This is a genomic window from Psychrobacter sp. APC 3281 (genome assembly GCF_030407815.1).
Lineage (GTDB): Bacteria > Pseudomonadota > Gammaproteobacteria > Pseudomonadales > Moraxellaceae > Psychrobacter.
Genome location: NZ_JASDCS010000005.1, coordinates 204,685 through 228,570 on the forward strand (window position 1 = coordinate 204,685; position 23,886 = coordinate 228,570).

Sequence of the window (23,886 nt, forward strand, 5' to 3'; positions counted from 1 at the left end):
TATTAGCGCCGTAATCTCTATAATATAAGTCTTAGAGATCATTGTTGTTTGTTTAGACTGAATAATACTGTTTATACCAGTCAACAAATTGTTTGATACCTTCTTCGATACTGGTTTCAGGCTTAAAGCCAATGTCCTCTACCAACTCATCTATATCGGCGTAAGTAATCGGTACGTCGCCTGCTTGCATAGGCAATAAGTTTTCTTGCGCTTTTTTACCACAAGCGTTTTCAATAGCAGTAATAAAACGGCGCAAAGTGACTGGCTGATTATTACCAATGTTGTAAATCTTATAGGGGGCAGCTGCAGTCGTAATAGTAGAATGCTGGGGCGAAGGGGCCTTATTAATTATACGAATAATGCCGTTGACGATATCATCAATATACGTAAAGTCACGCTGCATAACACCATTATTGAATACATTAATTGGCTCGCCAGCCAGAATTTTCTTAGTAAAAGAAAAGTACGCCATATCAGGTCGACCATAAGGACCGTAAACGGTGAAAAACCTTAATCCTGTCGTAGGTATATTATATAAATGACTATAGCTATGTGCCATAAGCTCGTTGGATTTTTTGGTAGCGGCATATAGGCTGATAGGAAAATCAACACAATCAGCAGTGGTAAATGGCTGCTTTATATTCATACCATAAACAGAGCTAGAGCTTGCGTAGATTAAGTGCTTAATATCGTGGTGACGACAGCCTTCTAGAATATTAACAAAGCCAACCACATTTGAGTCGATATACGCGTTAGGGTTTTCGATAGAATAGCGCACACCTGCTTGGGCACCTAAATTAACAACTGTATCAAATTGATAGGTTGCAAAAAGCTCAGATATGGCTTCACGATCAGCCAGATCTAACTTAATAAATGTAAAAATTTCTGGATCTGATATCTCACCTAATATTCTCAAACGCGCTTCTTTTAGATCTGTATCATAATAGTCGTTGATATTGTCGATACCAACGATACAGTAATCCCTAGCAGATAGATCTGTTTCTAGTATCGCCTTGATTAAATGAAAACCAATAAAACCTGCCGCACCAGTGACCAGTATTTTCATTAGTCGCTCCCAAACAGATCGCGAGTGAATACTTTGTCTGCGACATCTTTTATATCGTCAGATAGGCGGTTTGCGACAATGACATCACTCACTGATTTAAAGGTTTCTAAATCTTGAATCACACGCGAATTAAAGAAATTGTCTTCTTTTAGCACAGGTTCGTAGACAACAACCTCGATACCTTTTGCCTTGATACGTTTCATGATGCCTTGTATGGCAGATGCTCTAAAGTTATCTGACCCACTTTTCATCACTAGGCGATGTATTCCCACGATTTTTGGCTGTCTTTCGATGATTTTATCTGCAATAAAGTCTTTGCGGGTCCTATTAGAATCGACAATGGCTTTTATTAGGTTGCTTGGTACTTCATCGTAATTTGCTAATAACTGCTTAGTATCTTTGGGCAGACAGTAGCCGCCATAGCCAAAAGAAGGGTTATTATAATGATTGCCAATACGAGGGTCTAAGCCAATCCCTTCGATGATTTGTTTGGTCTCAAGTCCAAAGGTTTGCGCATAAGTATCAAGCTCATTAAAATAAGCCACGCGCATCGCTAGATAAGTATTAGAAAATAATTTGATCGCTTCAGCTTCAGTAGACTCTACAAATAACAGCGGTGCATCTTTTTTGACTGCACCCTCAAGTAAAAGATTGGCAAATATTCGAGCCTGCTCAGACTGTGCGCCTACAATGATACGTGAAGGATAAAGGTTGTCATGTAGTGCCTTACCTTCTCGCAAAAACTCAGGCGAAAAAATAATGCGATCAGTCGCATAACGTTCTCTGATACTTGTTGTATAGCCCACTGGTACTGTGGACTTAATAATAATGGTCGCTTGTTGATTGACAAAAAGTACTTGCTCAATCACTGATTCTACCGTTGATGTATTAAAATAATTGGTCTTGGTATCATAATCAGTCGGCGTGGCAACGATGATGAAATCTGCATCTTTATAAGCTTCTTTGGCATCCAGCGTTGCAGAAAAATTGAGCTCTTTATGCAATAAAAAATCTTCGATATCTGTATCTTCGATAGGAGACTGCTTGGCATTTAACAAGGCTATTTTTTCAGCGATGACATCGACAGCAACGACTTCATTATGCTGTGCTAACAGCATTGCATTCGATAAGCCTACGTAGCCTGTACCTACTACTGCTATTTTCATAATATATCCAAGTAATTTTTAAGCTTTTATTGGTTTAAATCAAGAGTGAGTAATCATCATTATAGTTCAAGCTTAGTCTGAATTCATTTAGGCTCATTATTTGTGTTTTCTAACACGGAATTAGGCAGATAATCTAAGAACTTGTGCCTCATAGCTTGACTGATTTTTTTATACAAATCTGGTTTCAAAAGATCCAAACTTTGAATACAACCATATTTGATAGTTTTATCTTCTAAAGCAATGATAAAGTCCTCTACGCTATTCTCATTTTTTAGATAGTTGATAGAGGTATTATGCTTTAAGTGTGCTTCGCTTTTTTGAATTTTCAGATGATTCATCAGTGTTATAGGGTTAACTTGGGCGACATCTCTGAATTTGTATTTTATCTGCTCGGTCAATAATTGCGGATGATTCAACAAATGGGACTTTAAGATGTTTTTATCGACAATATGAGGGTAATGATGAATTTCAAAAAACTGATTCATGCCCAGTATTTTAGCACTTAACATTTGCGCGATAGTATGCCTTGGCTGTATCGATGTGCCAAACAATTTAAAGCGTGATTTTCGAAAATTAAGCTTGGCATTCAAAGCAGCACTTTTACGCCACTCACCATGAATGATTAGCTTCTCACTGTCTAAAAAGTCATCTATCGTCACTGGTTGATTAAAAAAGAAATCATCGTTCATATAGATAAAATAGTCAGACAATCCTTGGATATTCCAAATCATCGTCTCAATTGATCGAGTGTTGAAGGTCGGTAAAAATTCTTCATAACCTAAAAATATGTCCTTATGATCAACAATGCGTATTTTATCTGCTGAGCAAATACCTTGCTTGGCAAACTCATCGATGAACGCTGGCTTTTGTTGATCTGTGACGACATATATATGACGACAAAAAGGCACATATTTGATGATAGAAGCAATATTATAATATATCTCATCGTCACTGGCGAAACGCGTGTCAGTTATTGCGTCAGATGCCACTTCTTTAGTTGGCTTATACTGTTCTCGCTTTTGTTTGAGTATAGGGTCTGCGCCATCTACCCAAGCAATGACGATGTCTAATGTACTTTCATTAGGCTGCTTCATAACTGATCCTGCTCTCATCGGATATGCATCTATTTTAGTAGCTATATTAGACCAGCTATGATATTTGCTGATGCGATTATTAACAAGGTTTAATCGATTCAGATAGTTAGACTTATTATCATTTTTTATAGAGATACCGTTAAATCCTGCTCGTACTTTACTGAGTAAATGCCGAGCACCAGCGGTAGGTGAGACTAGCATATAAAGTTAGAACGCTGCAATAATTATGACCATAGATGCATTCATTTGGCTAACCTATCATGCCTATACCGTTAAAAAACCAAGCTGAGACACCAATGCCACCTATTATTCTATTTATTTTAAAAGCGCTTGAAGGTCGCGGTGCTGAGCGTATGGTTGCGACGTTGGCAAGCACTTATGCAGATATGGGCTATCGTACTCATATTCTATGTTTGGAAGCGACGCAAGATATGCTACTAGACGCTCGTGTGCAATATCACATCGTGCCATATGATGAGGTGTTTTCTGAGCAGAATCTCGACCCAGAATCTACGCAAGCACAAGCCTACGAATCAGTCGCTAAGCGTATTGACACTTACGTGCTTAGCCAAATAGGGAAGCCAGATTTGATACTGGCTAATATCTATAAAATAAACTGGATGATGGCATATAGCCAGTTGCCAAACATCGTAAATGTACTGCATACGGCGCTATCTAAGCAGTTCCAAAACCAGTTATTAGAGTCGCCAGTACAGACTATAAATCATTTGAAACTGGTCTATGGCGCTCATCCTTGTAGCTGTGTGAGTAAGGGTGCACACCAAGATTTGATTGCTCTTATAGGAAATATCACCAAAACCACAACAATCTATAATCCTTGTGATGCTACTGGTATAAAGACCAAAGCAGCAGCATCTAGCCATCTTGAACATTTCGGATTAGTAGATAAAGAGTACATTATACATGTCGCCTCATTTGATGACATGAAAGGTCATCGAGACTTGCTACAGGCGTATGCCAAAACAGAACGAAAGCTGCCATTAGTGCTAGTAGGTAAAGGTAGGCTTGAAGCAGAGATTGAACAGTTGGCTGTCCAACTAAATATTAGCGATTGTATTAAGTTTTTAGGCTTCCAGACCAACCCTTATCCATTAATTAGATCAGCTGCACTGATGGTACTCACCTCTAAGTTTGAAGGCTTTGGCTATGTCATCGTAGAGGCGCAAGCACTGGGCGTACCAGTAATCAGTACGGATTGTCCTTTTGGTCCACGAGAGCTATTACCCGAGCAGAACTTGATTGCGGTAGGTGATATTGATGGCTTGGCCACTCTCATCGATCAAGCCATAGACAACCTTACAGATTATATCGTGCCGCTAAACCAGCAGTTACTGCCTGAACATATTGCAAGACAGTACTTAGCGTTTGGTTATGTTTTAGATTCAGATAAAAATGAGGGTTTATAACTTGTAGTGGTTCTTAATTAAACGCCATCAAGTAGAGGTTATCAACGGCGAGTCATTAACTAGAAAGTATCAAATAGCGATTTAGAGATAGGAGAGTGGTTGACGACGGGTACACCATGCGATTGATAGATTCTGCCTAGCAAGTTAAACGAAGGCACAATGCGCTCGTTCATGACTTTGCTGAGCATACTTGGTGCACTATTGTTTTTATTTTCATAAAACCGTGGTTGCTTACTGTTAAGCAGGTCAATACCATATAGATGAATACACGCTGCTTGACGCGAAAACGCCAATTGCGCTGCGACATAAGCGACAGTACCTGCTTCCACAAATCCATGAGTAATGTTAAGAGAGACGCCGATGTCAGCCGCTTTATGATTACTATCAATAATAAAGTTTGGATTATTGATAAAGTAGGATAGCGGCATTTTTTTATTGAGTAATTTTTTCTTAAAGATCAGCTTATTAAAAGATAGCTTGTTTGACTTCACTCCCCATGGCCTATCTACTGGGTACAACACTCGCATGGCATGATGGTACGTTCGCATAATATCAGGGTGCGTGGTGGCCATCGCTTCAAAGACAGCTAACGTTGCATATAGAGGTTGCCCTGTATAGTACTGCTGTAAAATCTCAGGCTGATGATTGATAAAGCGCGCATCACTGATGACGTAACCAGCAATATCGGTAAACTGATGCTGCCCAACCAGGCTGATACTGCCATTAACAAAAATAGTAGGCGTATCTAGGAGCTCTGCTAACGGCAGCTGCTGTATAGATGGTCCTGAGGCGATAATATTGACGTCTTTTCCATGCAGGCTTTGTTCAGGTTCATTGGCATTAAAAGCATTGATAATGATGAGCTCATTATCAATGTTGAACCCAGCGGTAGCAGGTAATCTCAAATATAGCGCCATACTATTTTCCAGTCGTTTATTTCACCTATCTTATATCTTAATACACTGCCTTTACGCTAATTATAAATTGCCTACATATGGTTAATTACTAAGCATTTATTGCCAATGGTCTTTCAACCATGGGCTTGGCTTCACATGCCGATACCATTTACCGCCACTACCAGCAATTGCATCGGGCGGGTTAATCTCACCGTGGAAGATAACGATTTTTGCATCATCCGGCAGAGTAGGTGTGCGCACAAAGTTAAAAGGAATCGGCGCAATACATTGGTACTTAAAGCTGACACACCATGTTTTGTCCCAATACTCTAGGTGATGATGCTCACGCAAATAGTTAGAGAGGTAAGCCTGCTCGTGACGTACTTGGGTGCGAATGGTTTCAAAGTTCCGCTCAAAATTGGACAGCAAATCAGGATAGGTATTCATGCCAATATTAAAGCGGTAGACGGAGCTGTTGCCAATCATGCGCCAAGGTTTTTTCCAGTCGCGGATGATGACGACACTGTCCTCATGCTCAGCTTGATAAGTAAAAAACGCATCGATATTATCGACAATGACGATATCAATATCTAAAAATAGGGCCACACCTTTTAAATCATACAGCTCAGGCTTAAAGGTAGTCAGTTTTTTCCAACCACGTTCAGGACCTGCTGGTAAATCCATGTCAGGTATCGGATAGCAGGCAATCGTAGGGTCAATACCTGTGCTGTCATCGGTCAAGCAAACCATTTTAAAATCCAAGGTTAGATGTCGACTAACCATGTTGTAGAGACGATTGACATATTCAGGACCATATTTGTCGCCCCATTTCATACAGATGATATAACGCTGTTCAGCAGCATTTGTGATGGTTTGATGAGGGTCTATAGATGAGGTCTTAGTTACGTCAGATGTCATAATGCACTCGTATTGAGATAATAGTCAGATAAATGAAGGACTAATAAAAGTAAAAGAATATAGAGTTCAGCCAATATTAGCATAGCTGTGACTGATGGTACGTCTAAATAGTGCAACGCTAGGTTGGTTATGACTAATGATTGTCGAGCTTAGTGTTATCATTTTTAACAGTACTATCGTTTTCAACATTGTCGCTTTCAACATTGTCATTTTTAACGCTATCGTTGATATTACTATCAGAGCGACTAGAAACGTTAGAATGGTGAGATTGAATAAAGGCTGCTAAAGTCTCTTTATCTTTTCGGTAAGGATTGCCTAAGTCTGGTATACGCTTAAAACGTCGATAGCCCCACATATAATGACTGTAGTTGTCTGTAATCATACGCTCCATGGCCTGATTGAGAGCATGAGTTGCCACTTCAGCATTACGGTCATACAAGGCTGGATCGTTGAGTTTGTAGCAGTAAATATCAAAACCGCGTCCATCGGTACGGCGAATACAAGATAAGCCAACCAGCGCACATTTGGTCTTGCTCGCCAATTTTGAGGCAAGGGTACTGGTCAATGTTTTGATACCAAAGAACGGAACAACAACACCGCCTGATGGCTCTGGAACGTGGTCGGGCAATACAATACTAAAACCACCTTGCTTGAGTGTTTTAAACACGGCTTTAACGCCGCTCCCATCAGTAGGTACCAAAGTGGCATTAAGTCGCGCTCGACCCTGAAGGATAAACTCGTTAGCGAATTTGCCGTCAACTGGCTTATACATAATGGTTGGCGCACCAAACTGGTTGAGCCAAGCATTCATCATCTCCCAAGTGCCGAGATGCGGGACGATAGCAAGCATGCCATTTGGATTGTCAAGACCTTCTAAAAAAATGTCTTTATTATGGACATCACAAATCTGAGCGATACTCCACTCAGGAGGCATCGCCCAGCTTTTTATAGATTCAATACTGGTCAAACATTGATGATAGATGATGTCTTTGGTCAACGCACGTTTTTGCTGCTCAGACAGTGTGTGAGTAATCAGCGCCAGATTGATCTGAATGGTACGCATGATACTTAGACTGGGTATCTTAATGATAACCCACGCAACAAAACGTGCCAGCATCTGCAGTACAGACAATGGCACGACTTTGAAAATATGATACGGATTCATGACCACTCACATGGTAATGAATCACATAACAAGCACTGTAGACAGCAACCGCGCATCATCAAACGATTTATTCAGCAGGCTTGTTAGTATCAGCTTGTGCTTTTTCACGCACACGGATACCAAGCTCACGCAGTTGTTTGCTATCAACGCCAGCAGGTGCTTGGGTCAATGGGCAATCAGCTGTTTTGGTTTTTGGGAAAGCGATAACGTCACGGATAGAGCTTGCGCCTACCATCAACATAATCAAACGATCCAAACCAAATGCTAGGCCGCCATGCGGTGGTGCACCGAATTTTAGGGCATCAAGTAAGAAACCGAATTTGTCTTCAGCTTCTTGCTCACCAATACCCAAGGCTTCAAGTACAGCTTGCTGCATATCGTAAGTATTGATACGTAAGCTACCACCACCAATCTCAGTACCGTTCAATACCATGTCATAGGCGATAGAAAGGGCAGACTCTGGATTGTTTTTCAACTCTTCAACTGAGCCTTTAGGCTTAGTGAATGGATGATGCATCGACGTCCAGCGACCATCGTCAGTCTCTTCAAACATCGGGAAGTCGGTCACCCAAAGTGGGGCCCATTCACAAGTCGTCATTTCAAGATCTAGACCGATTTTTTGGCGTAATGCACCAATTGCATCATTCACGACACTGGCTTTATCTGCACCAAAGAAGATAATGTCGCCATCTTCTGCAGCAGTACGCTCGATTAAGCTCACAAGTACGTCATCAGTCATATTTTTGATGATTGGAGACTGTAGGCCAGACTCTTTATCCACACCATTGTTGATACTGCTAGCGTCATTGACTTTGATATAAGCCAAACCGCGTGCGCCATAAATACCAACAAACTTGGTATAAGCATCGATTTGCTTACGGCTCAATGAAGCGCCACCAGGAATGCGTAGGGCAGCGACACGACCTTTAGGATCGTTCGCAGGACCGGCAAATACCTTAAAGTCGACGTCTTTCATCAGGTCTGCAACGTCAACCAACTTTAGAGGAATACGTAAGTCAGGCTTGTCTGATGCATAGTCGCGCATTGCTTCTGCGTAAGTCATGCGAGGGAACTGCTCAAACTCAACATCCATCATGGTCTTGAACAAATGCTTGATAAGACCTTCGTTGATGTTCATGATTTCTTCTTCGTTCAAGAAAGAAGTCTCGATATCCACCTGAGTAAATTCAGGCTGACGATCGGCACGTAAATCTTCATCACGGAAGCATTTAGCAATTTGATAATAACGATCAAAACCTGACACCATCAATAATTGCTTAAATAGCTGTGGTGACTGCGGCAGGGCAAAGAAGTTACCTGGACGGGTACGTGATGGTACAAGATAATCACGCGCACCTTCAGGCGTTGCACGAGTCAAGATAGGTGTCTCAACGTCCAAGAAACCATGATCGTCTAAATAACGACGAATCGCTGACGTTGCCTTGGCACGGAACACCATACGCTCTTGCATTTGCGGACGACGCATATCAAGATAACGATATTTTAGACGCAAGTCTTCAGATACCGTCGTTTTTTCGTCATTCAATGGGAATGGCGGTGTTTCAGACTTAGCCAGTACTTCAATTTCTTTGCCCAATAGCTCAATTTGGCCACTGGTCATATTATTATTTTCAGTACCTTCATAACGACGACGTACGCGGCCAGTTATCTTTAGCACGTATTCAGGACGTACAGCATCAGCAGTCGCAAATGCTTCAGGGGTATCAGGGTCGACCACGACCTGTAAGATACCAGCGCGGTCACGCATGTCTAAGAAAATCACGCCACCGTGATCGCGACGACGATGTACCCAGCCTACGATACTAATGGTTTGCTCAAGCAAGCTCTCGGTTACAGCTCCGCAATACTCGTCTCGGTATTCGCTATGCGTCATAGTGCTTTGCGTCATAATATGGTTATCCAGTTATCAGCCCAATTCGAAGTACAATAATGCAGCCATTGTTGTGCGTTTCAAGCTATTTGCAAAAAAAACACACAAACAACGCGATTAAGACATATGGTCATCACGTTGGCTGCAGAAAATTTGTTATAAACGCATATTATGCCTAATCTACCTTTGTTATACAACCGGCTGAGTTCAATCAAAGCGTAGCCATGCATTGGTATCGGCTGTATTTATTGAGCGATATCTATATTAGGTTAAATATTGTCATTTTGCTTGAAAATACCAGCGAGCGTGCGCATATCAACCGTACCTGAATAAAAACATCTATATTGATATACCTACTGACTTGAGGATTTGTAATCATGCTATTTCATCCACCAAAAAACCCGGTTGAGCTAAAAGTAAGACATTTAAATGAAGCGCAAAAACAGCGCCGTGAAGATTTAATGGAAGCCACCCAAGGCAAAGCTGCGCTTAAAGCATTCAAAAAAACAATGGCAAAAAAAGCCAAGCAGGCGCTAAAAGCAAAAAGTAAAAAGCAGAAAAAAAATACTGACAATGCCTCGCAAGTTTTTGTTTTGGATTTTGAAGGTGACATCAAAGCCACTGCCGTTAAGCATCTGCGCGAAGAAATCAGCACCTTAATCAGTACCGCTAACAAAGGCGATGAAGTGATTGTACGCCTCGAATCAGGTGGCGGTTTGGTGCATGGTTATGGATTGGCAGCCGCGCAATTGGTGCGCTTAAAGGACGCTGGCCTAAAGCTCACAGTATGCGTCGATAAAGTGGCGGCGAGTGGTGGCTACATGATGGCGTGCGTGGCAGACAATGTGGTGGCAGCGCCATTTGCGATTATTGGCTCAATCGGCGTGGTATCACAATTGCCAAACTTTCATAAATGGCTCAAAAACCATGATGTCGATTATGAGATGTTTACGGCTGGCGACTATAAACGCACGGTGACGGTGTTTGGCGAAAACGATGCCGAAGATCGTGCCAAATACCAAGAAGAGCTAGAGCAGACGCACGAGCTATTCAAGCATTTCGTCAATACCTATCGTCCAGAACTTGATGTTGCCAAAGTGGCCACAGGTGAGCATTGGTATGGTGAGGATGCGTTAAAGCTTAACCTGATTGACAGCTTGCAGACCTCTGACAGCTACATTTTAGAGCGTATGGAAGACAATGAAGTGTACGCATTACATTCACGTCAGAAACCGACGCTGGCAGAGAAGCTGGGCCTTGCGCAAACCGCAGAAGCGACGCTCAGTATGGCAGTGGATAAACTGCCAGATGCGCTCGCACGTTTTGAGTCAAACAGCCGCTTGAATATTCTAAAATAGTGTTAGATATCATTATGATGTCTGATAGCTAATATTTTAACGGTCATATGTTCAGCAATACACTGTTTGTATTTTGTAAAAGGCGTGTCCTAACGGGTCGCGCCTTTTTGCTGTTTATTGACAATTGCTGTGTTATAAATGTAGCACACGGAAAACAGTATACGTGCGTGCACTAAAGCTCTAGTAGAGCTTTTTATCAACATTTGATTTAGACAATCAATAAAGAAAAGGAAGTCATTTATGTCTAACGACAATTTAATGTTTACCGCAACAGAACATGGTCAAGCCATGCATGCCAAAGTCAAAGCGTTCATCGAAACGAATATTGAACCTATCGAAGCCCAATTCTGGGAAGATTGTCATAAGAAAAACCCTGATGGTAATTGGGAAAATTGGGAGTGGCCAGAAGCCTACGAAAATTTGCGCAAGCAAGCACGTGAAGAAGGCTTGTGGAATTTATTCTTGCCAGATGACACATTAGGTGCAGGACTGTCAGTCACTGATTATGCGCCTATCGCAGAATTGACTGGTCGTAGTTTGCTAGCACCTCATGTATTCAACTGTAATGCACCTGATAGCGGTAACATGGAGCTGTTATGGCGTTACGGTACTCAAGAGCAGCAAGACAAATGGCTTACCCCAATCCTAGAAGGTAAGACGCGCTCTGTATTTTGTATGACTGAGCCTGATGTGGCGTCAAGTGATGCAACCAATATGCAAGCAACCGCCGTAGTAGATGGTGATGAGATTGTCATCAATGGTAGTAAGTGGTGGTCATCTGGTCTTGGCGATCCTGCGGTTGATGTCTTGATTGTGATGGCATATACCGCGGATGAAAGTGCAGACCGTCATCATCAGCATTCGATGGTACTTGTGCCAGTCAAGACTCCGGGTGTGAACATTAAACGTATGCTGAAAGTGTTTGGCGATTACGATGCACCGCACGGCCATGGTGAGATTAGCTTTGAAAATGTACGTGTACCTGTCAGCCACTTTATTGGTGGACCTGGTAAGGGTTTTGAGATTGCACAGGGTCGTCTAGGGCCAGGCCGTATTCATCATTGCATGCGCTGTATCGGTGCTGCCGAAAAATCTCTTGAATTAGCGGTCAAGCGTGGTATGTCGCGTACTGCCTTTGGTAAGCCGTTACTGCAATTGGGTGGTAACTTTGAGCGTATCAGCGAGGCTCGTATCAAAATCGACCAAGCACGCTTGCTCACATTGTACGCCGCCCAAAAAATGGATGCTCAGGGCACCAAAGCCGCATTGACTGAAATCTCTGCTATCAAAGTAGTGGCGCCAACCGTGCTACAAGAAGTGGTCGATATGGCGATTCAGATTCATGGTGGTATGGGCGTGTGTCAAGACACATTACTGCCAAACTTTTATGCGCAAGCACGTGTACTACGTTTAGCAGACGGTCCAGATGAAGTACATAAAACCATGATTGCTAAGCTGGAACTAAAACGCCAAGGCTTTAGTCGTTCTGCTAAATCTGACAAAGCTTAGTCTTAAGCTTAATCTTAACAAACGGTTGTGTGAGTTAGTTTCGATTTGCTCACGCAACTATCAAGAATAAGCCAATCAAAATGCTAATTGAAAATTCACTATTAACGACTTAGTAGTGAATTTTTCATCACTAGAGCAAGTTTTCATTTCAAAAATAGCGAGAAGAATGAGATAAATTGAATTGAGAACTAGCTCGCATATCTGTTATAAAAATAAATGACCACATGATAAGGAATGTCTCATGGCAACTGATAATAAAGTACTAGACAAAGGCGGTACCGTACGCGAGGGTGAAGAGCTTGATGCCAAAGCAGTCAGTGAATGGCTTCGCGGTCAAGGTGTCGACGTGGTAGGCGAGCCTACAGTCACTCAGTTCTCAGGCGGCGCATCAAACTGGACGTATCGACTACAGTATGAAGGTGAAGATAAAAACCAAGACCTCATATTACGTCGTCCACCAAAAGGCACCAAAGCAAAATCTGCCCATGACATGGTGCGTGAGTACACCGTTCAAAAAGCGTTAAAAGATGCTTATCCTTATGTACCTGAGATGATTGCGCTATGTACGGATGAAGCTGTTATCGGCGCTGACTTTTATGTGATGGAGCGGATGGAAGGTATTATTCCTCGTGCAGAATTACCAGAAGGTATCGATCTAAATCCTGAGCAAACGCGTCTGCTTTGCACCAATGTATTAGACGCTTTGGTAGAGTTACATCAGATAGACTATACCGAGCATCCTGATTTGGTTAATTTGGGTCGCGGTGAAGGTTATTGCGAACGCCAGATCAGTGGTTGGGACAAACGTTATGTGAAAGCAAAGACACCTAATGTACCGAGCTTTGCACTGGTTAGACAATGGCTTGCTAAGCACACGCCTGCCGATAGCAAAACTTGTATCATTCATAATGATTGGCGCTTTGACAATGTCATACTTGATGCGGATGAGCCGACCAAAGTTATTGGCGTGCTCGACTGGGAGATGGCAACCCTTGGCGATCCATTAATGGACTTGGGTAGTGCGTTGGCTTACTGGATTGAAGAAGATGACAATATCATCATGCAGCAATTCCGTCGTCAGCCAACACATTTAGAAGGCATGATGACGCGTGATGAAGTGGTTGAATATTATCTAAAACAGTCAGGTTTAGAGATAGATAACTGGACCTTTTATGAAGTGTTCGGATTGTTCCGCCTCTCAGGCATTATTCAGCAAATCTACTATCGTTATTATCATAAGCAAACCACCAATCCAGCGTTCAAAAACGCTTGGCTCGTTATACATGTCATGCATGCTAAATGTCTCAAATTAATTGCGCAATATGAAGGCGAAGCTTTATTCAATGCGCACGTTCAGCCGCATTTAGAAGACATAGGCGTAGATGCTGCCGCTATCGAGCAGTTACCAAGCCCTGTTCAAAAAGTGGTCAAAAGTATTTTACCAAAAGGTTATTTTGCAAAAGCACCTGACTCTCCTGAAGTGTAAGCATTCAGTAAACTGTACTTTAGCAAATATGATAAAAGGTAATAATTTATGACAACCATACTTTTAGCACGTCATGGCCAAGCGTCTTTTGGACAAGAAAACTATGATCAACTCTCAGAACTAGGTACTATCCAAGCCCAAATGCTAGGTCAGCACTATGCAGCCACACAGCGCCGCATCGATGCCATATTTACTGGTAGGTTGGTTCGGCAGCAAGACTCAGCACGTCATTTTTGGGAGCGTTACCAATCATCTGTACATGCCAGTAATAGCGATGGCACTGCTGTTACGCCTGTGATCAACTTTGATCAGCCTGATAGTTATATTCTGCCGCAGTTTGATGAGTTTAATCATAAAGACGTGTTTGTTAAGTCAGCAGAGGCATCTGGCAATCGATCTGACATCTCGGCTGAAATCGCCAAAGCGGAATCCCCAGCCACCCGACTGGCTGAGCTATTTGATCAAGCGATGCAGCGCTGGCATGCTGGTGACAATGATCAAGATTATCTTGAAAGCTGGCCACAGTTTAATAATCGTGCACAGCAAGCCCTTGAACAAGTACGTACGAAAGTAGCAAGCATGAGCTTAGACCAGGATAGTACCGTACTCGTATTCACTTCAGGCGGCGTCATCGCTGCAATCACTGCACAGTTATTGCGGCAAGGCAGTCAAACCGCTTATCAGCTGAATAAAAGCTTGGTTAATACGGGTGTGACCTCTATTACTTTAAAGAATCAAAGTTCTCGCTTATTGTCTTTAAATGAATACAGTCATTTATTCTCTGATGGCAAACCATTCGTGACATGGCGTTAAATTTGCGCATGATTATGCAGGTAAGGTAAGGTAAGGTAGTGTCATATCTGTTTAAAGTATAAGCCTTATCGACGTTTATACTAAGAAATACCAATTTGATTCTGTGTAATATCGATATACAAAGGACGGTACATGCAAAATAAATTAATAAAATTGGTTGCTAAAAGTGCGCGCCATAGCAAAAACCAGATAGTAGGCGCGGTTCGACCTGCAAGCTATCTAAAAGACTTGAGTCAGCAGCAAGTAGGCAAAGGTAAAACGGTGCTTATCACAGGTGCCAGTTCAGGTCTGGGTGAAGGTATGGCAAGACTGTTTGCTAGCCTTGGCTACAACCTGGCTATATGTGCGCGTCGTACTGATCGTTTGGAGCACCTAAAATCGGAGATGATGCAGAAGTATCCTGATATCCGAGTCGAATACCAAGCACTAGATGTGAGTGATTACGATACGGTCTTTCAAGTATTTGATGCTTTTGCAGATGATTTCGGTAGCATTGAGCGAGTAGTAGTCAATGCGGGTATTGGTGATAGCCGCCGCATTGGTAAAGGGCATTTTGAAACCAATCGTCGCACTGCCGATGTCAATTTTGTCGCCGCATTGGCACAGTGTGAAGCCGCTATGAATATCTTCCGTGCTCAGAACAGTGGCCATTTGGTCGTGATATCGAGCATGTCAGCCATGCGCGGATTACCTAGGCATTTGACAACCTATGGTGCAAGTAAAGCTGGCTTGGCTCATTTAGCAGAAGGCATTCGCGCCGATATGCTTTTGACCAATCTTCCTATCAAAGTTTCTACGATTTACCCAGGTTATATTCGCACTGAAATCAACGAAGGCTCTAAGCCATTACCGTTCGAAGTCGATACAGATACTGGTACTAAAGCCATTGTCGCGGCTATCGAAGCGGGCGTAGATGAAGCCTGTGTACCGAGCCTGCCTTGGTCTATGGTCAGTCATGCGATGAAGCACTTGCCATTACAGGTAATGAATAAACTAAGCTAATCAAATAGGTTTTCTTAATGCTGAAAAGAAGAAGCCCACTATTATTGTAGTGGGCTTCTTCTTTTATTTACTCTAAATAGCAGAGCAAGTATTACAACGTTTGAGGATTATTTGACATATGCTGTTCACGCAGCTTTTGACGTAGTACTTTACCAATATTACTCTTTGGTAGCTCACTAACAAACTCAATATGGCGTGGACATTTATAACCAGTCAAATTGTCCAACGCAAATTCTTTGATAACTTCTTTAGTGACGTTATTATCAGCAGGTACAATATAAATTTTAACCGCTTCACCTTGATTTTCATCAGGAATACCAATCACGGCGCAATCGACGATACCATCACAATCGAGCATAACTGACTCGATCTCATTCGGGAAGACGTTGAAGCCTGAAACTAAGATCATGTCTTTCTTACGATCTAGTAGAGTAAAGTAACCTTTCTCATCCATGCTAACAATATCGCCAGTACGGAAGTAGCCATCGCGAGTAAAGTCATTGCTATTGTCTTTATTAAAGTATCCTGACATAACGTTTGGACCTTTGATACACATCTCGCCTGATTGATGCATGCCAACACGCTCACCGTTTTCGTCAACCACGATAATATCGACACTCGGTACAGGTATACCAATAGTACCGTTGAATTTGCGATCAGTGATAACGTTGGCAGTACCGCCAGCCACACCTTCCGTCATACCCCAACCTTCAACCATGGGGCAGCCAGTCACTTCTAACCAACGTGCTGCGGTTTGCTCGGTTGCCGCCATACCACCTGCTTGCGTAATACGTAGCGAGCTAAAGTCCAAATCTTTAAAGTTTGGTTGGTCAAGTAACCCTTTGAATAGAGTGTTGACTGCAGGGAAGATGTGGAACGGTTGTTTTGATAAGGTTTTGACAAAGCCTGGCATATCGCGCGGATTAGGCACTAGGATAAAGGTATAACCTGAACGCATACCGAGCAAACTCAGCATAAAGGCAAAAATATGATACAGCGGTAAGGCCATAACCATATTGATATATACCTCGTTGATACCTGAGGTCACAGGGCGATACCATGCCTCTGATTGCATAGCAGCAGCAACGACATTACGTTGTGTTAGGACAGCACCTTTAGATAGTCCAGTTGTACCACCTGTATACTGCAAAATCGCTTTTTGTTGTAGGGTAGTCTTTGGTGCTTGAATCGGTAGGTTTTTTCCCTTTTTTAATACTTCAGGGAATTTAGTGACATTGTACTTAGGGTCATTCAGGTTGTATTTTGGAACCAAGCGTTTAACCTGACGAATAACCGTATTGACCAAAATACCTTTCAGACCCATCATATCGCCCATTTTCGATAGTACGATACGTTTGATATTGGTCTCTTCAATAACTTGTTCAAGCGCTTGGGCAAAGTTGTCAACAACAAAGATAACCTGAGCACCTGAGTCATTCAATTGATGACGCAGCTCACGGCCTGTATATAGTGGATTAATAGGTGTACAAACGTAACCTGCACGCAGAATCCCAATCATAGTCGGTAGGTATTGTGGAACGTTTGGCATCATCAGAGCCACTACGCTGCCTTTAGGTAAACCTTGAGCTTGTAACCATGCTGCGACTGCAAGTGAAGCGTTATCAACGTCGCCATAAGTATGCGTAACACCCATACAGATAGTCATCGGATGCATACGAAAGCGGTTAAAACACTCTTCATATAACTCTATGAGGCTTTCATACTGATCAGGATTGATCGTCTTAGGTACGTTTTCTGGGTATTGAGCAAGCCAAGGTTTATCTACAGTCATGATTAGCGTCCTTAAATATTAAAATAAATTAAGGCTCTATAAAAAAGTAGTCACATCCATGTCAACAATTTAAATCGCTGTTCCGTTAGCAAGAAATTGTCGAGTGTTATCCTATATATTCACATACTGCTAAAATACGAGGCCCTTATAAAGTTTGATTTAACCACAGAGTATAAATAACTCATCAGATTAAAAAACCAATTAATGTTTTGGTAATGAAAATAGCTACTAGTAATGCTGCTAATCAATCGATATGAGTCATAATTATATAAGATCAAAGTAACAGAAAGTATAGTGACACATTTTGGCAATACATTAACATAACTACAACCGTGCCTGTTATTCTTATACAAGAACTTGATAGTTTACAGTTAAATTTGATAAATGAAATAATATATGTTGAATAGTTAGAAAACGCCTAGAAGAATTATTTACTTTCTTATCAAGTAATTAACATGACATTTATTCAAAAAATGTTATATAACTGAATATAAAAGTAGATTTGCAGTAATTATAGTGGGGTAGTGTCATAATTGAATGACATAAAGTGAATATATAAAAAGAGCATCTTACATTAAATGTAAAATGCTCTTGAGTGAAAATAAAATCAAATTTTTGAAAAATTAAAATTTTGATATTCGTTTATCTTTGTGGATGGTCTGCATTGTGTTTTTCACGCAATTTTTGACGCAGTACTTTACCGACATTACTTTTTGGTAGGTCACTCACAAACTCGATGTGGCGTGGACACTTATAACCCGTTAGATTATCTAATGCAAAATCTGTAATGACTTCTTTGGTAACGTTATTGTCTTCAGGCACTACGTATATTTTGACTGCTTCACCTTGATGACTATCAGGAATACCAATTACCGCGCAGTCAAGAATACCGTCACAGTCAAGCATTACGGACTCAATTTCGTTCGGAAATACATTGAAGCCTGAAACCAAGATCATGTCTTTCTTACGATCTAGCAGTTTAATATAACCTTTGTCATCCATACTGACGATATCACCAGTACGGAAATAACCATCACTAGTAAAATCAGCACTACTGTCTCTATTGAGATATCCAGAGGTTACGTTAGGGCCTTTAATACATAGCTCGCCCCCTTCGTTTAAACCTACATGCTTGCCATCTTCATCAATAATGATGACATCTACGCCAGGTGCTGGTACACCGATAGTACCGTTAAACTCACGATTGGTAATAACGTTGGCGGTACCAACTGCAACGCCTTCTGTCATACCCCAACCTTCGATCATCGCGCAGCCCGTCACTTCTAACCAGCGATTCGCAGTTTGCTCAGTAGCCGCCATACCACCAGCTTGTGAGATACGTAAAGAGCTAAAGTCCAAATCTTTAAAGTTTGGATTATCGAGCAGTCCTTTAAAGAGGGTATTAACCGCAGGGAAAATATGGAACGGTTGTTTTGATAAAGTTTTAACAAATCCAGGAATATCACGCGGATTAGGTACTAGTATAAAGGTATAGCCTGAGCGCATACCAAGTAGACTAAGCATGAATGCAAAAATATGATACAGCGGCAGCGCCATCACCATATTGATATATACTTCGTTAATTTCTGATGTGATAGGGCGAGTCCATGCTTCTGATTGCATCGCTGCTGCTACAATATTACGCTGCGATAAAATAGCGCCTTTTGAGAGTCCTGTAGTGCCACCTGTATATTGCAAAAATGCTTTTTGGTCCAGAGACATGGTTGGTTGTTGAAAAGGTAGGTTTTTACCTTTTTTCAATACTTCAGGGAATTTAGTAACGTGGTACTTAGGGTCATTAAGATTGTACTTGGGTACTAAGCGTTTGACCTGACGAATAATTGTATTGACCAAAATACCTTTCAAACCCATCATATCGCCCATCTTCGATAGGATGACACGTTTGATAGCCGTTTCTTCAATGACTTGCTCAAGCGCTTGGGCAAAGTTATCGACTACAAAAATTGCTTGAGCACCAGAATCATTAAGCTGATGGCGTAATTCTCGGCCAGTATATAGTGGGTTGACAGGGGTACAAACGTAGCCTGCACGCAGTATTCCAATCATGGTTGGTAGATACTGTGGCACGTTTGGCATCATCAAAGCGACGACACTGCCTTTTGGCAAGCCTTGGTTCTGTAGCCAAGCAGCGACTGCCATTGAAGCGTTATCGATATCACCATAGGTATGAGTCACTCCCATACAAATGCTCATCGGATGTCCACGGAAGCGATCGAAGCATTCTTCGTATAGCTCCATGATGCTGCTATATCTATCGGGGTTAATGGTTTTTGGCACACCGGCTGGATATTGAGAAAGCCAAGGTTTGTTCGATATCATAGTTAGCATCCTTGCGATTTGATATAGGCTAAAGTATTTTGAAAAGGTAGTTGTCAATCTATCAATGGTACAAACCACTACTGATTTAAGTGGTATCTACCGTATTCAATAGCATCCCTGTCTATTGATTAATAGCTAGTTTTTTTGCTGCTGTCACAGCATTTTATTCAATAAATATTTAAACAAAGCGTTAAATAGAACAAATAAAAAGTTTAGTAATAAAAGTGATGTTCGTCCTAAAACTATTTATCTACTGCTTAAAAATAAAGTATCAAAAAAACGATACATTTGAGCAATACATTAGCATGAATTTAGTCTAAAACAATAACAGTAAGCGATACTGATCAGTACATATATTAACTTATAAGAATATATTACCTTTGTTAGCTGATAAAAGAAGGATTAGATAATTAATATTGATGAGCTGACAAAAAACAAAGGAATGTAAATGCTAAGACTATTGCGGTAAAATGAATTGATCTTTTTTATTAAAGAAACGTCGATAGATGAGTAATGCACTGATAGTACAGCCAAGCGTGCTGCTGACACATATCAGAAACATAGTGACTATTTGATAGCGTACGGCTTGAGTGGGATCGGCGCCCGCTAGGATTTGACCAGTCATCATGCCTGGTAAACTAACAATACCAACGACTAGCATAGAGTTTAAAGTTGGGGTCAAGCCATTAGTGATAGCTGCCTTTATCTGCTCATGGACGGCTTCGAATGGCCTAGCAGATAGACTGAGCATCATTTCTATGCGCCCTGATTGCTCATGAAAGGATTCAATCAATTGATTGCTTGTCAACGAAATGGCAGTCAGGGAGTTTCCTAATATCAGACCCAATATAGGAATAATGAATTGCGGTGTATACCAAGGCTGCACATTCAAAATCGCGATAATCGCAATCGTCGTTACTAGTATTGCTGAGATACCGACTGCCAATAACGTATCTGTTAATAGCCCTTTATAGCTGCGTTTAACGCGATTTTTGGCGGCACTTCCTGCAATTAGAGTCATGACCGTTAAGATAATTAGTACTTCATACCATTGTTCACGTGCAAAAATCCACGCCAGTATCAGCCCAATAAAGCTAAGTTGTATGATCGTACGAAAGGCCGCTATTAGAAGGGTCTTGCTTAGTTTTAAACGTAAGCGCCAAGAGATGAGTAATACAATGATAATTAGGCTGCTAGCAAGAGCGATATCACTATAAGTGAGAAAAATTTGCATATCATTCGTACCACTCATATGAGCTTATTTAGGAAGTAATTATGGTAATAATAGAAGGTGAGGGTTGAGGTCATTAACGTGCTAAATTGTCTGAGCAACTATACGACGACTTACTTATTTAATTAGATATTCTTGTATAAAAGTTCTTCAAGAGTCTGCAATGAGCACACCTGCTTGCATATGCCAATGTCTATTTGCCAAAGGCATGATATCTTTTGTGTCGTGAGTCACCCATAGGAGTGTGCGCTGTGCATCTGCATGCAACCAGTTTATGAGTAAGTTGACTAGCTGTGCTGAAGTGTCAATGTCCAAAGCAGCAGTTGGCTCGTCTAGTAATAGAACTTTTGGACTAAGCTGCAATAGACGCAATGTATTGACCAGTTGGCGCTCGCCACCAGATAAATGCTTGGCGTCTTGTTGCAAAAAATCTGCACTTCTATCTAAGTGTTCAAGTTGAACAATATGCCAGTCTATGTTAAAAGTCTGCGATTGATGAGCATACAGTTGATAAGGCATTTGTAAGTTTTCAAGGACACTACCGTCTAACAGCTGTGGATGCTGAGCAAGTAGGGCAACTTGTTGGCGCCACAGTACAGGTGCAGTCTCATGAATATCGTGATAAACATTACTCGACGTGTCATCATCCAAACGAACAGTACCGCTGCTCATTGGCAGTAATCCTGCCAATATTCGCAATAGTACGGATTTACCGCTGCCAGACGCTCCTGTCAAAACAGTGACTTGCCCTGACAATAGCGTACCGCTCGCACCGCTTATTAGCGTTCGATCATGAATTGATGGCTCTTTATCCAGTGAAGTGTTTGCGGTTAGCTTGCTTGTCCAGTTTTGATAAATGCTAGACGGCATAGAAGGTTTTTTCAGTGCTTCTTTGCTATTTTTAATGCTTTGAGCATTTATCGTCCGTTGGCTATGTACCCATAGGTTATCAAATTCAAGCAACACTCTACCCGTATCTATGCTCATAGCGCTCTACTGCTGACCATGCACTTGCTCAGAGATAGCCTGTTCGATCGTAACGCGCAGTTTTTTTGGTACACGAATAGGACGCATTGGTGGGGTTGTCGCTGAAGTATCTGGTTTATCGCTGCCTATTTCGTCATTACTCATTGGCTCTGGTTTGACGAGGTTTTGTACGCAGGCAATGACGATTTTGGTGCTGCTTAGTAGCTGGCTATCATCTGTTTCGGTAGTGCCATGATTTGGTAGATTGCGATATATACTTTGATAAAATATGATGCTGGCAGGTTTTAGCTCCACTTTATCAATACGTACGCTAATTACCTCATCTAATAGAATGGCTCTTTTGTATTGCAAGTCCGCCTGACTCACGACAAAATGCTGTACTTCACCACTGTCAGTCTGCAAAAAATATCCATTTAAGCCTAGCTCAGTAAACCAGTCGCGTCGGCAGTTTTCAAAAAACACCAAATGATTGGCGTGATAGACTATACCGCCAGCATCAGTATGGTTAATATAGACGTTATAATCTTTAGCAAATAGTGGTTTGGTATCATCATTCATGGCTGATGTCGTATTTTTTTGCTTAATTGTTGTCATAGCGATGCTCGATATTTTTAATAAGTATTGTTGAATAAAAGTGTTTCAGATAGACCAATATTAGATAGTGCTTATAATAGAGTTACTCTAGCTCAAGATATCAGGCCATGCAACCGCTAGAACCGCTTACATTTGTTATCATAGCCGTTTATATTTCCCCCATTTATAGAGCGCTATATTCCAACCAATCAGTATAGGACAGTTTATGACCCGTTTTGTCAGTTTTAACATCAATGGTATCCGTGCACGTCAGCATCAGCTCGAGGCGGTGCGCGAGGTAATCGATCCTGATGTCATGGGCCTACAAGAAACCAAGGTTCATGATGATCAATTTCCGCTTAGCGATATTGAAGGTCTGGGCTACCACGTAGAGTACTTTGGACAAAAAGGGCATTACGGCGTCGCACTATTATCCAAAGCTGCACCTATATTCGTACAAAAAGGCTTCCCTGGCGAAGATGAAGAAGCCCAAAAGCGCTTTATCCATGCACGTTATGAGTTTGAAGGTCGTGAAGTGGATGTGCTCAATGGTTACTTTCCGCAAGGAGAAAGCCAGGATCACCCGACCAAATTTCCTATGAAGCGTACTTATTATGCCAATTTGATGGCTTATATTGATACGCTAAAAGCGGAAGGTCGTTCGATTATCGTCATGGGTGATATGAATATTGCACCAGAAGATATCGATATTGGTATTGGTGAAGTTAATGCCAAGCGTTGGTTGAAAAACAGAAAAACCTCATTTCTGCCGGAAGAGCGCGAATGGTACTCAGCATTGATGTCACGTGAGTTAACAGATACTTACCGTCTGCATTATCCAGAGAGCACTGAGTTATACAGCTGGTTTGATTATCGCAGTCGCGGCTTCAATGATGAACCTAAGCGCGGGTTACGTATTGATCATATTCTATGTACCTCAGACTTAATCGGTAAATGTATCGATGCTGGTATCAGTTATGAGCTACGTGCTATGGAAAAACCATCTGACCATGCACCAATTTGGTCAGCATTTGACCTAAAGAAACCGTAATATTTATATGTAGTCAATCTCATGTCAATTAGCGACGGCGCTCAGCTTGTTCAGTCTGCTTATTGTAGTGTTGTAGCTAGTTCTTCTTGTATCTGAACTGTCTTGAAATGACGATAGTATT

At 41.5% G+C, this 23,886-nt stretch carries 19 protein-coding genes; 7 read left to right on the forward strand and 12 right to left on the reverse strand.

The features are described from left to right. Positions 1–52: 52 nt before the first annotated feature. The 3 genes from QL886_RS05245 to QL886_RS05255 form a co-directional block, all read right to left on the reverse strand. Positions 53–1,066 carry an NAD-dependent epimerase gene (locus QL886_RS05245; RefSeq protein WP_160021885.1) on the reverse strand — a complete coding sequence of 338 codons (1,014 nt, stop codon included), beginning with the start codon at positions 1,064–1,066 and terminating at the stop codon, positions 53–55. Continuing rightward, on the reverse strand, positions 1,066–2,232 hold the full coding sequence (locus QL886_RS05250; RefSeq protein ID WP_238053015.1) for a nucleotide sugar dehydrogenase: 1,167 nt from the start codon (positions 2,230–2,232) through the stop codon (positions 1,066–1,068). The genes QL886_RS05245 and QL886_RS05250 overlap by 1 nt, the downstream gene beginning before the upstream one ends. Positions 2,233–2,315: 83 nt before the next feature. Next, positions 2,316–3,326: a Stealth CR1 domain-containing protein gene (locus QL886_RS05255; RefSeq protein ID WP_238053014.1), complete on the reverse strand. Its 1,011-nt coding sequence runs from the start codon at positions 3,324–3,326 to the stop codon at positions 2,316–2,318. Positions 3,327–3,586: 260 nt separating this feature from the next. Here QL886_RS05255 and QL886_RS05260 point away from each other — a divergent pair, with 260 nt between their 5' ends. Further along, positions 3,587–4,753, forward strand: a complete 1,167-nt coding sequence (locus QL886_RS05260) for a glycosyltransferase (RefSeq protein ID WP_238053013.1) — start codon at positions 3,587–3,589, stop codon at positions 4,751–4,753. A gap of 59 nt (positions 4,754–4,812) precedes the next feature. Here QL886_RS05260 and QL886_RS05265 read toward each other — a convergent pair whose 3' ends face one another. The 4 genes from QL886_RS05265 to aspS form a co-directional block, all read right to left on the reverse strand. Beyond that, a complete protein-coding gene (locus QL886_RS05265; protein WP_290177872.1) occupies positions 4,813–5,658 on the reverse strand; it encodes a hypothetical protein in 846 nt (281 codons plus the stop codon). A gap of 108 nt (positions 5,659–5,766) precedes the next feature. Beyond that, positions 5,767–6,567, reverse strand: a complete 801-nt coding sequence (locus QL886_RS05270; RefSeq protein WP_102092860.1) for a glycosyltransferase — start codon at positions 6,565–6,567, stop codon at positions 5,767–5,769. A gap of 133 nt (positions 6,568–6,700) precedes the next feature. Further along, positions 6,701–7,732: a lysophospholipid acyltransferase family protein gene (locus QL886_RS05275; protein WP_102092861.1), complete on the reverse strand. Its 1,032-nt coding sequence runs from the start codon at positions 7,730–7,732 to the stop codon at positions 6,701–6,703. Positions 7,733–7,799: 67 nt separating this feature from the next. Next, entirely contained in the window at positions 7,800–9,626 is a 1,827-nt protein-coding gene (gene aspS, locus QL886_RS05280; RefSeq protein WP_102092879.1) for an aspartate--tRNA ligase, read from the reverse strand. Positions 9,627–10,000: 374 nt separating this feature from the next. Between aspS and sohB the strand changes: the two genes are divergently transcribed. The 5 genes from sohB (at position 10,001) to QL886_RS05305 (ending at position 15,791) form a co-directional block, all read left to right on the forward strand. Then, entirely contained in the window at positions 10,001–10,981 is a 981-nt protein-coding gene (sohB, locus tag QL886_RS05285; RefSeq protein ID WP_290177873.1) for a protease SohB, read from the forward strand. Between the two features lie 258 nt (positions 10,982–11,239). Beyond that, positions 11,240–12,490, forward strand: a complete 1,251-nt coding sequence (locus QL886_RS05290; RefSeq protein WP_227679216.1) for an acyl-CoA dehydrogenase family protein — start codon at positions 11,240–11,242, stop codon at positions 12,488–12,490. Positions 12,491–12,731: 241 nt separating this feature from the next. Beyond that, on the forward strand, positions 12,732–13,976 hold the full coding sequence (locus tag QL886_RS05295; RefSeq protein WP_290177874.1) for a phosphotransferase family protein: 1,245 nt from the start codon (positions 12,732–12,734) through the stop codon (positions 13,974–13,976). A 48-nt stretch (positions 13,977–14,024) separates the two neighbouring features. Further along, the gene (locus QL886_RS05300) at positions 14,025–14,789 is read left to right on the forward strand and encodes a histidine phosphatase family protein (protein WP_290177875.1); all 765 of its coding nucleotides are present in this window, start codon (positions 14,025–14,027) and stop codon (positions 14,787–14,789) included. Between the two features lie 132 nt (positions 14,790–14,921). Further along, the gene (locus QL886_RS05305) at positions 14,922–15,791 is read left to right on the forward strand and encodes an SDR family oxidoreductase (protein WP_290177876.1); all 870 of its coding nucleotides are present in this window, start codon (positions 14,922–14,924) and stop codon (positions 15,789–15,791) included. A 91-nt stretch (positions 15,792–15,882) separates the two neighbouring features. Here QL886_RS05305 and QL886_RS05310 read toward each other — a convergent pair whose 3' ends face one another. From QL886_RS05310 to QL886_RS05330, 5 genes are all read right to left on the reverse strand, one after another. Beyond that, positions 15,883–17,583 carry an AMP-binding protein gene (locus QL886_RS05310; RefSeq protein WP_290177877.1) on the reverse strand — a complete coding sequence of 567 codons (1,701 nt, stop codon included), beginning with the start codon at positions 17,581–17,583 and terminating at the stop codon, positions 15,883–15,885. A 642-nt stretch (positions 17,584–18,225) separates the two neighbouring features. Continuing rightward, positions 18,226–19,923 carry an AMP-binding protein gene (locus QL886_RS05315; protein WP_290177878.1) on the reverse strand — a complete coding sequence of 566 codons (1,698 nt, stop codon included), beginning with the start codon at positions 19,921–19,923 and terminating at the stop codon, positions 18,226–18,228. 457 nt (positions 19,924–20,380) lie between these two features. Next, the gene (gene fetB, locus QL886_RS05320) at positions 20,381–21,157 is read right to left on the reverse strand and encodes an iron export ABC transporter permease subunit FetB (protein WP_290177879.1); all 777 of its coding nucleotides are present in this window, start codon (positions 21,155–21,157) and stop codon (positions 20,381–20,383) included. Between the two features lie 147 nt (positions 21,158–21,304). After that, positions 21,305–22,141 carry an ATP-binding cassette domain-containing protein gene (locus tag QL886_RS05325; protein ID WP_290177880.1) on the reverse strand — a complete coding sequence of 279 codons (837 nt, stop codon included), beginning with the start codon at positions 22,139–22,141 and terminating at the stop codon, positions 21,305–21,307. 6 nt (positions 22,142–22,147) lie between these two features. Further along, complete coding sequence (locus QL886_RS05330) at positions 22,148–22,699, reverse strand: thioesterase family protein (RefSeq protein WP_356625802.1); 552 nt, start codon at positions 22,697–22,699, stop codon at positions 22,148–22,150. A gap of 241 nt (positions 22,700–22,940) precedes the next feature. On the opposite strand from QL886_RS05330, the gene xthA reads away from it, so the two are divergent. Next, positions 22,941–23,765, forward strand: a complete 825-nt coding sequence (gene xthA / locus QL886_RS05335) for an exodeoxyribonuclease III (RefSeq protein ID WP_290177882.1) — start codon at positions 22,941–22,943, stop codon at positions 23,763–23,765. The last annotated feature ends 121 nt before the right edge of the window (positions 23,766–23,886 follow it).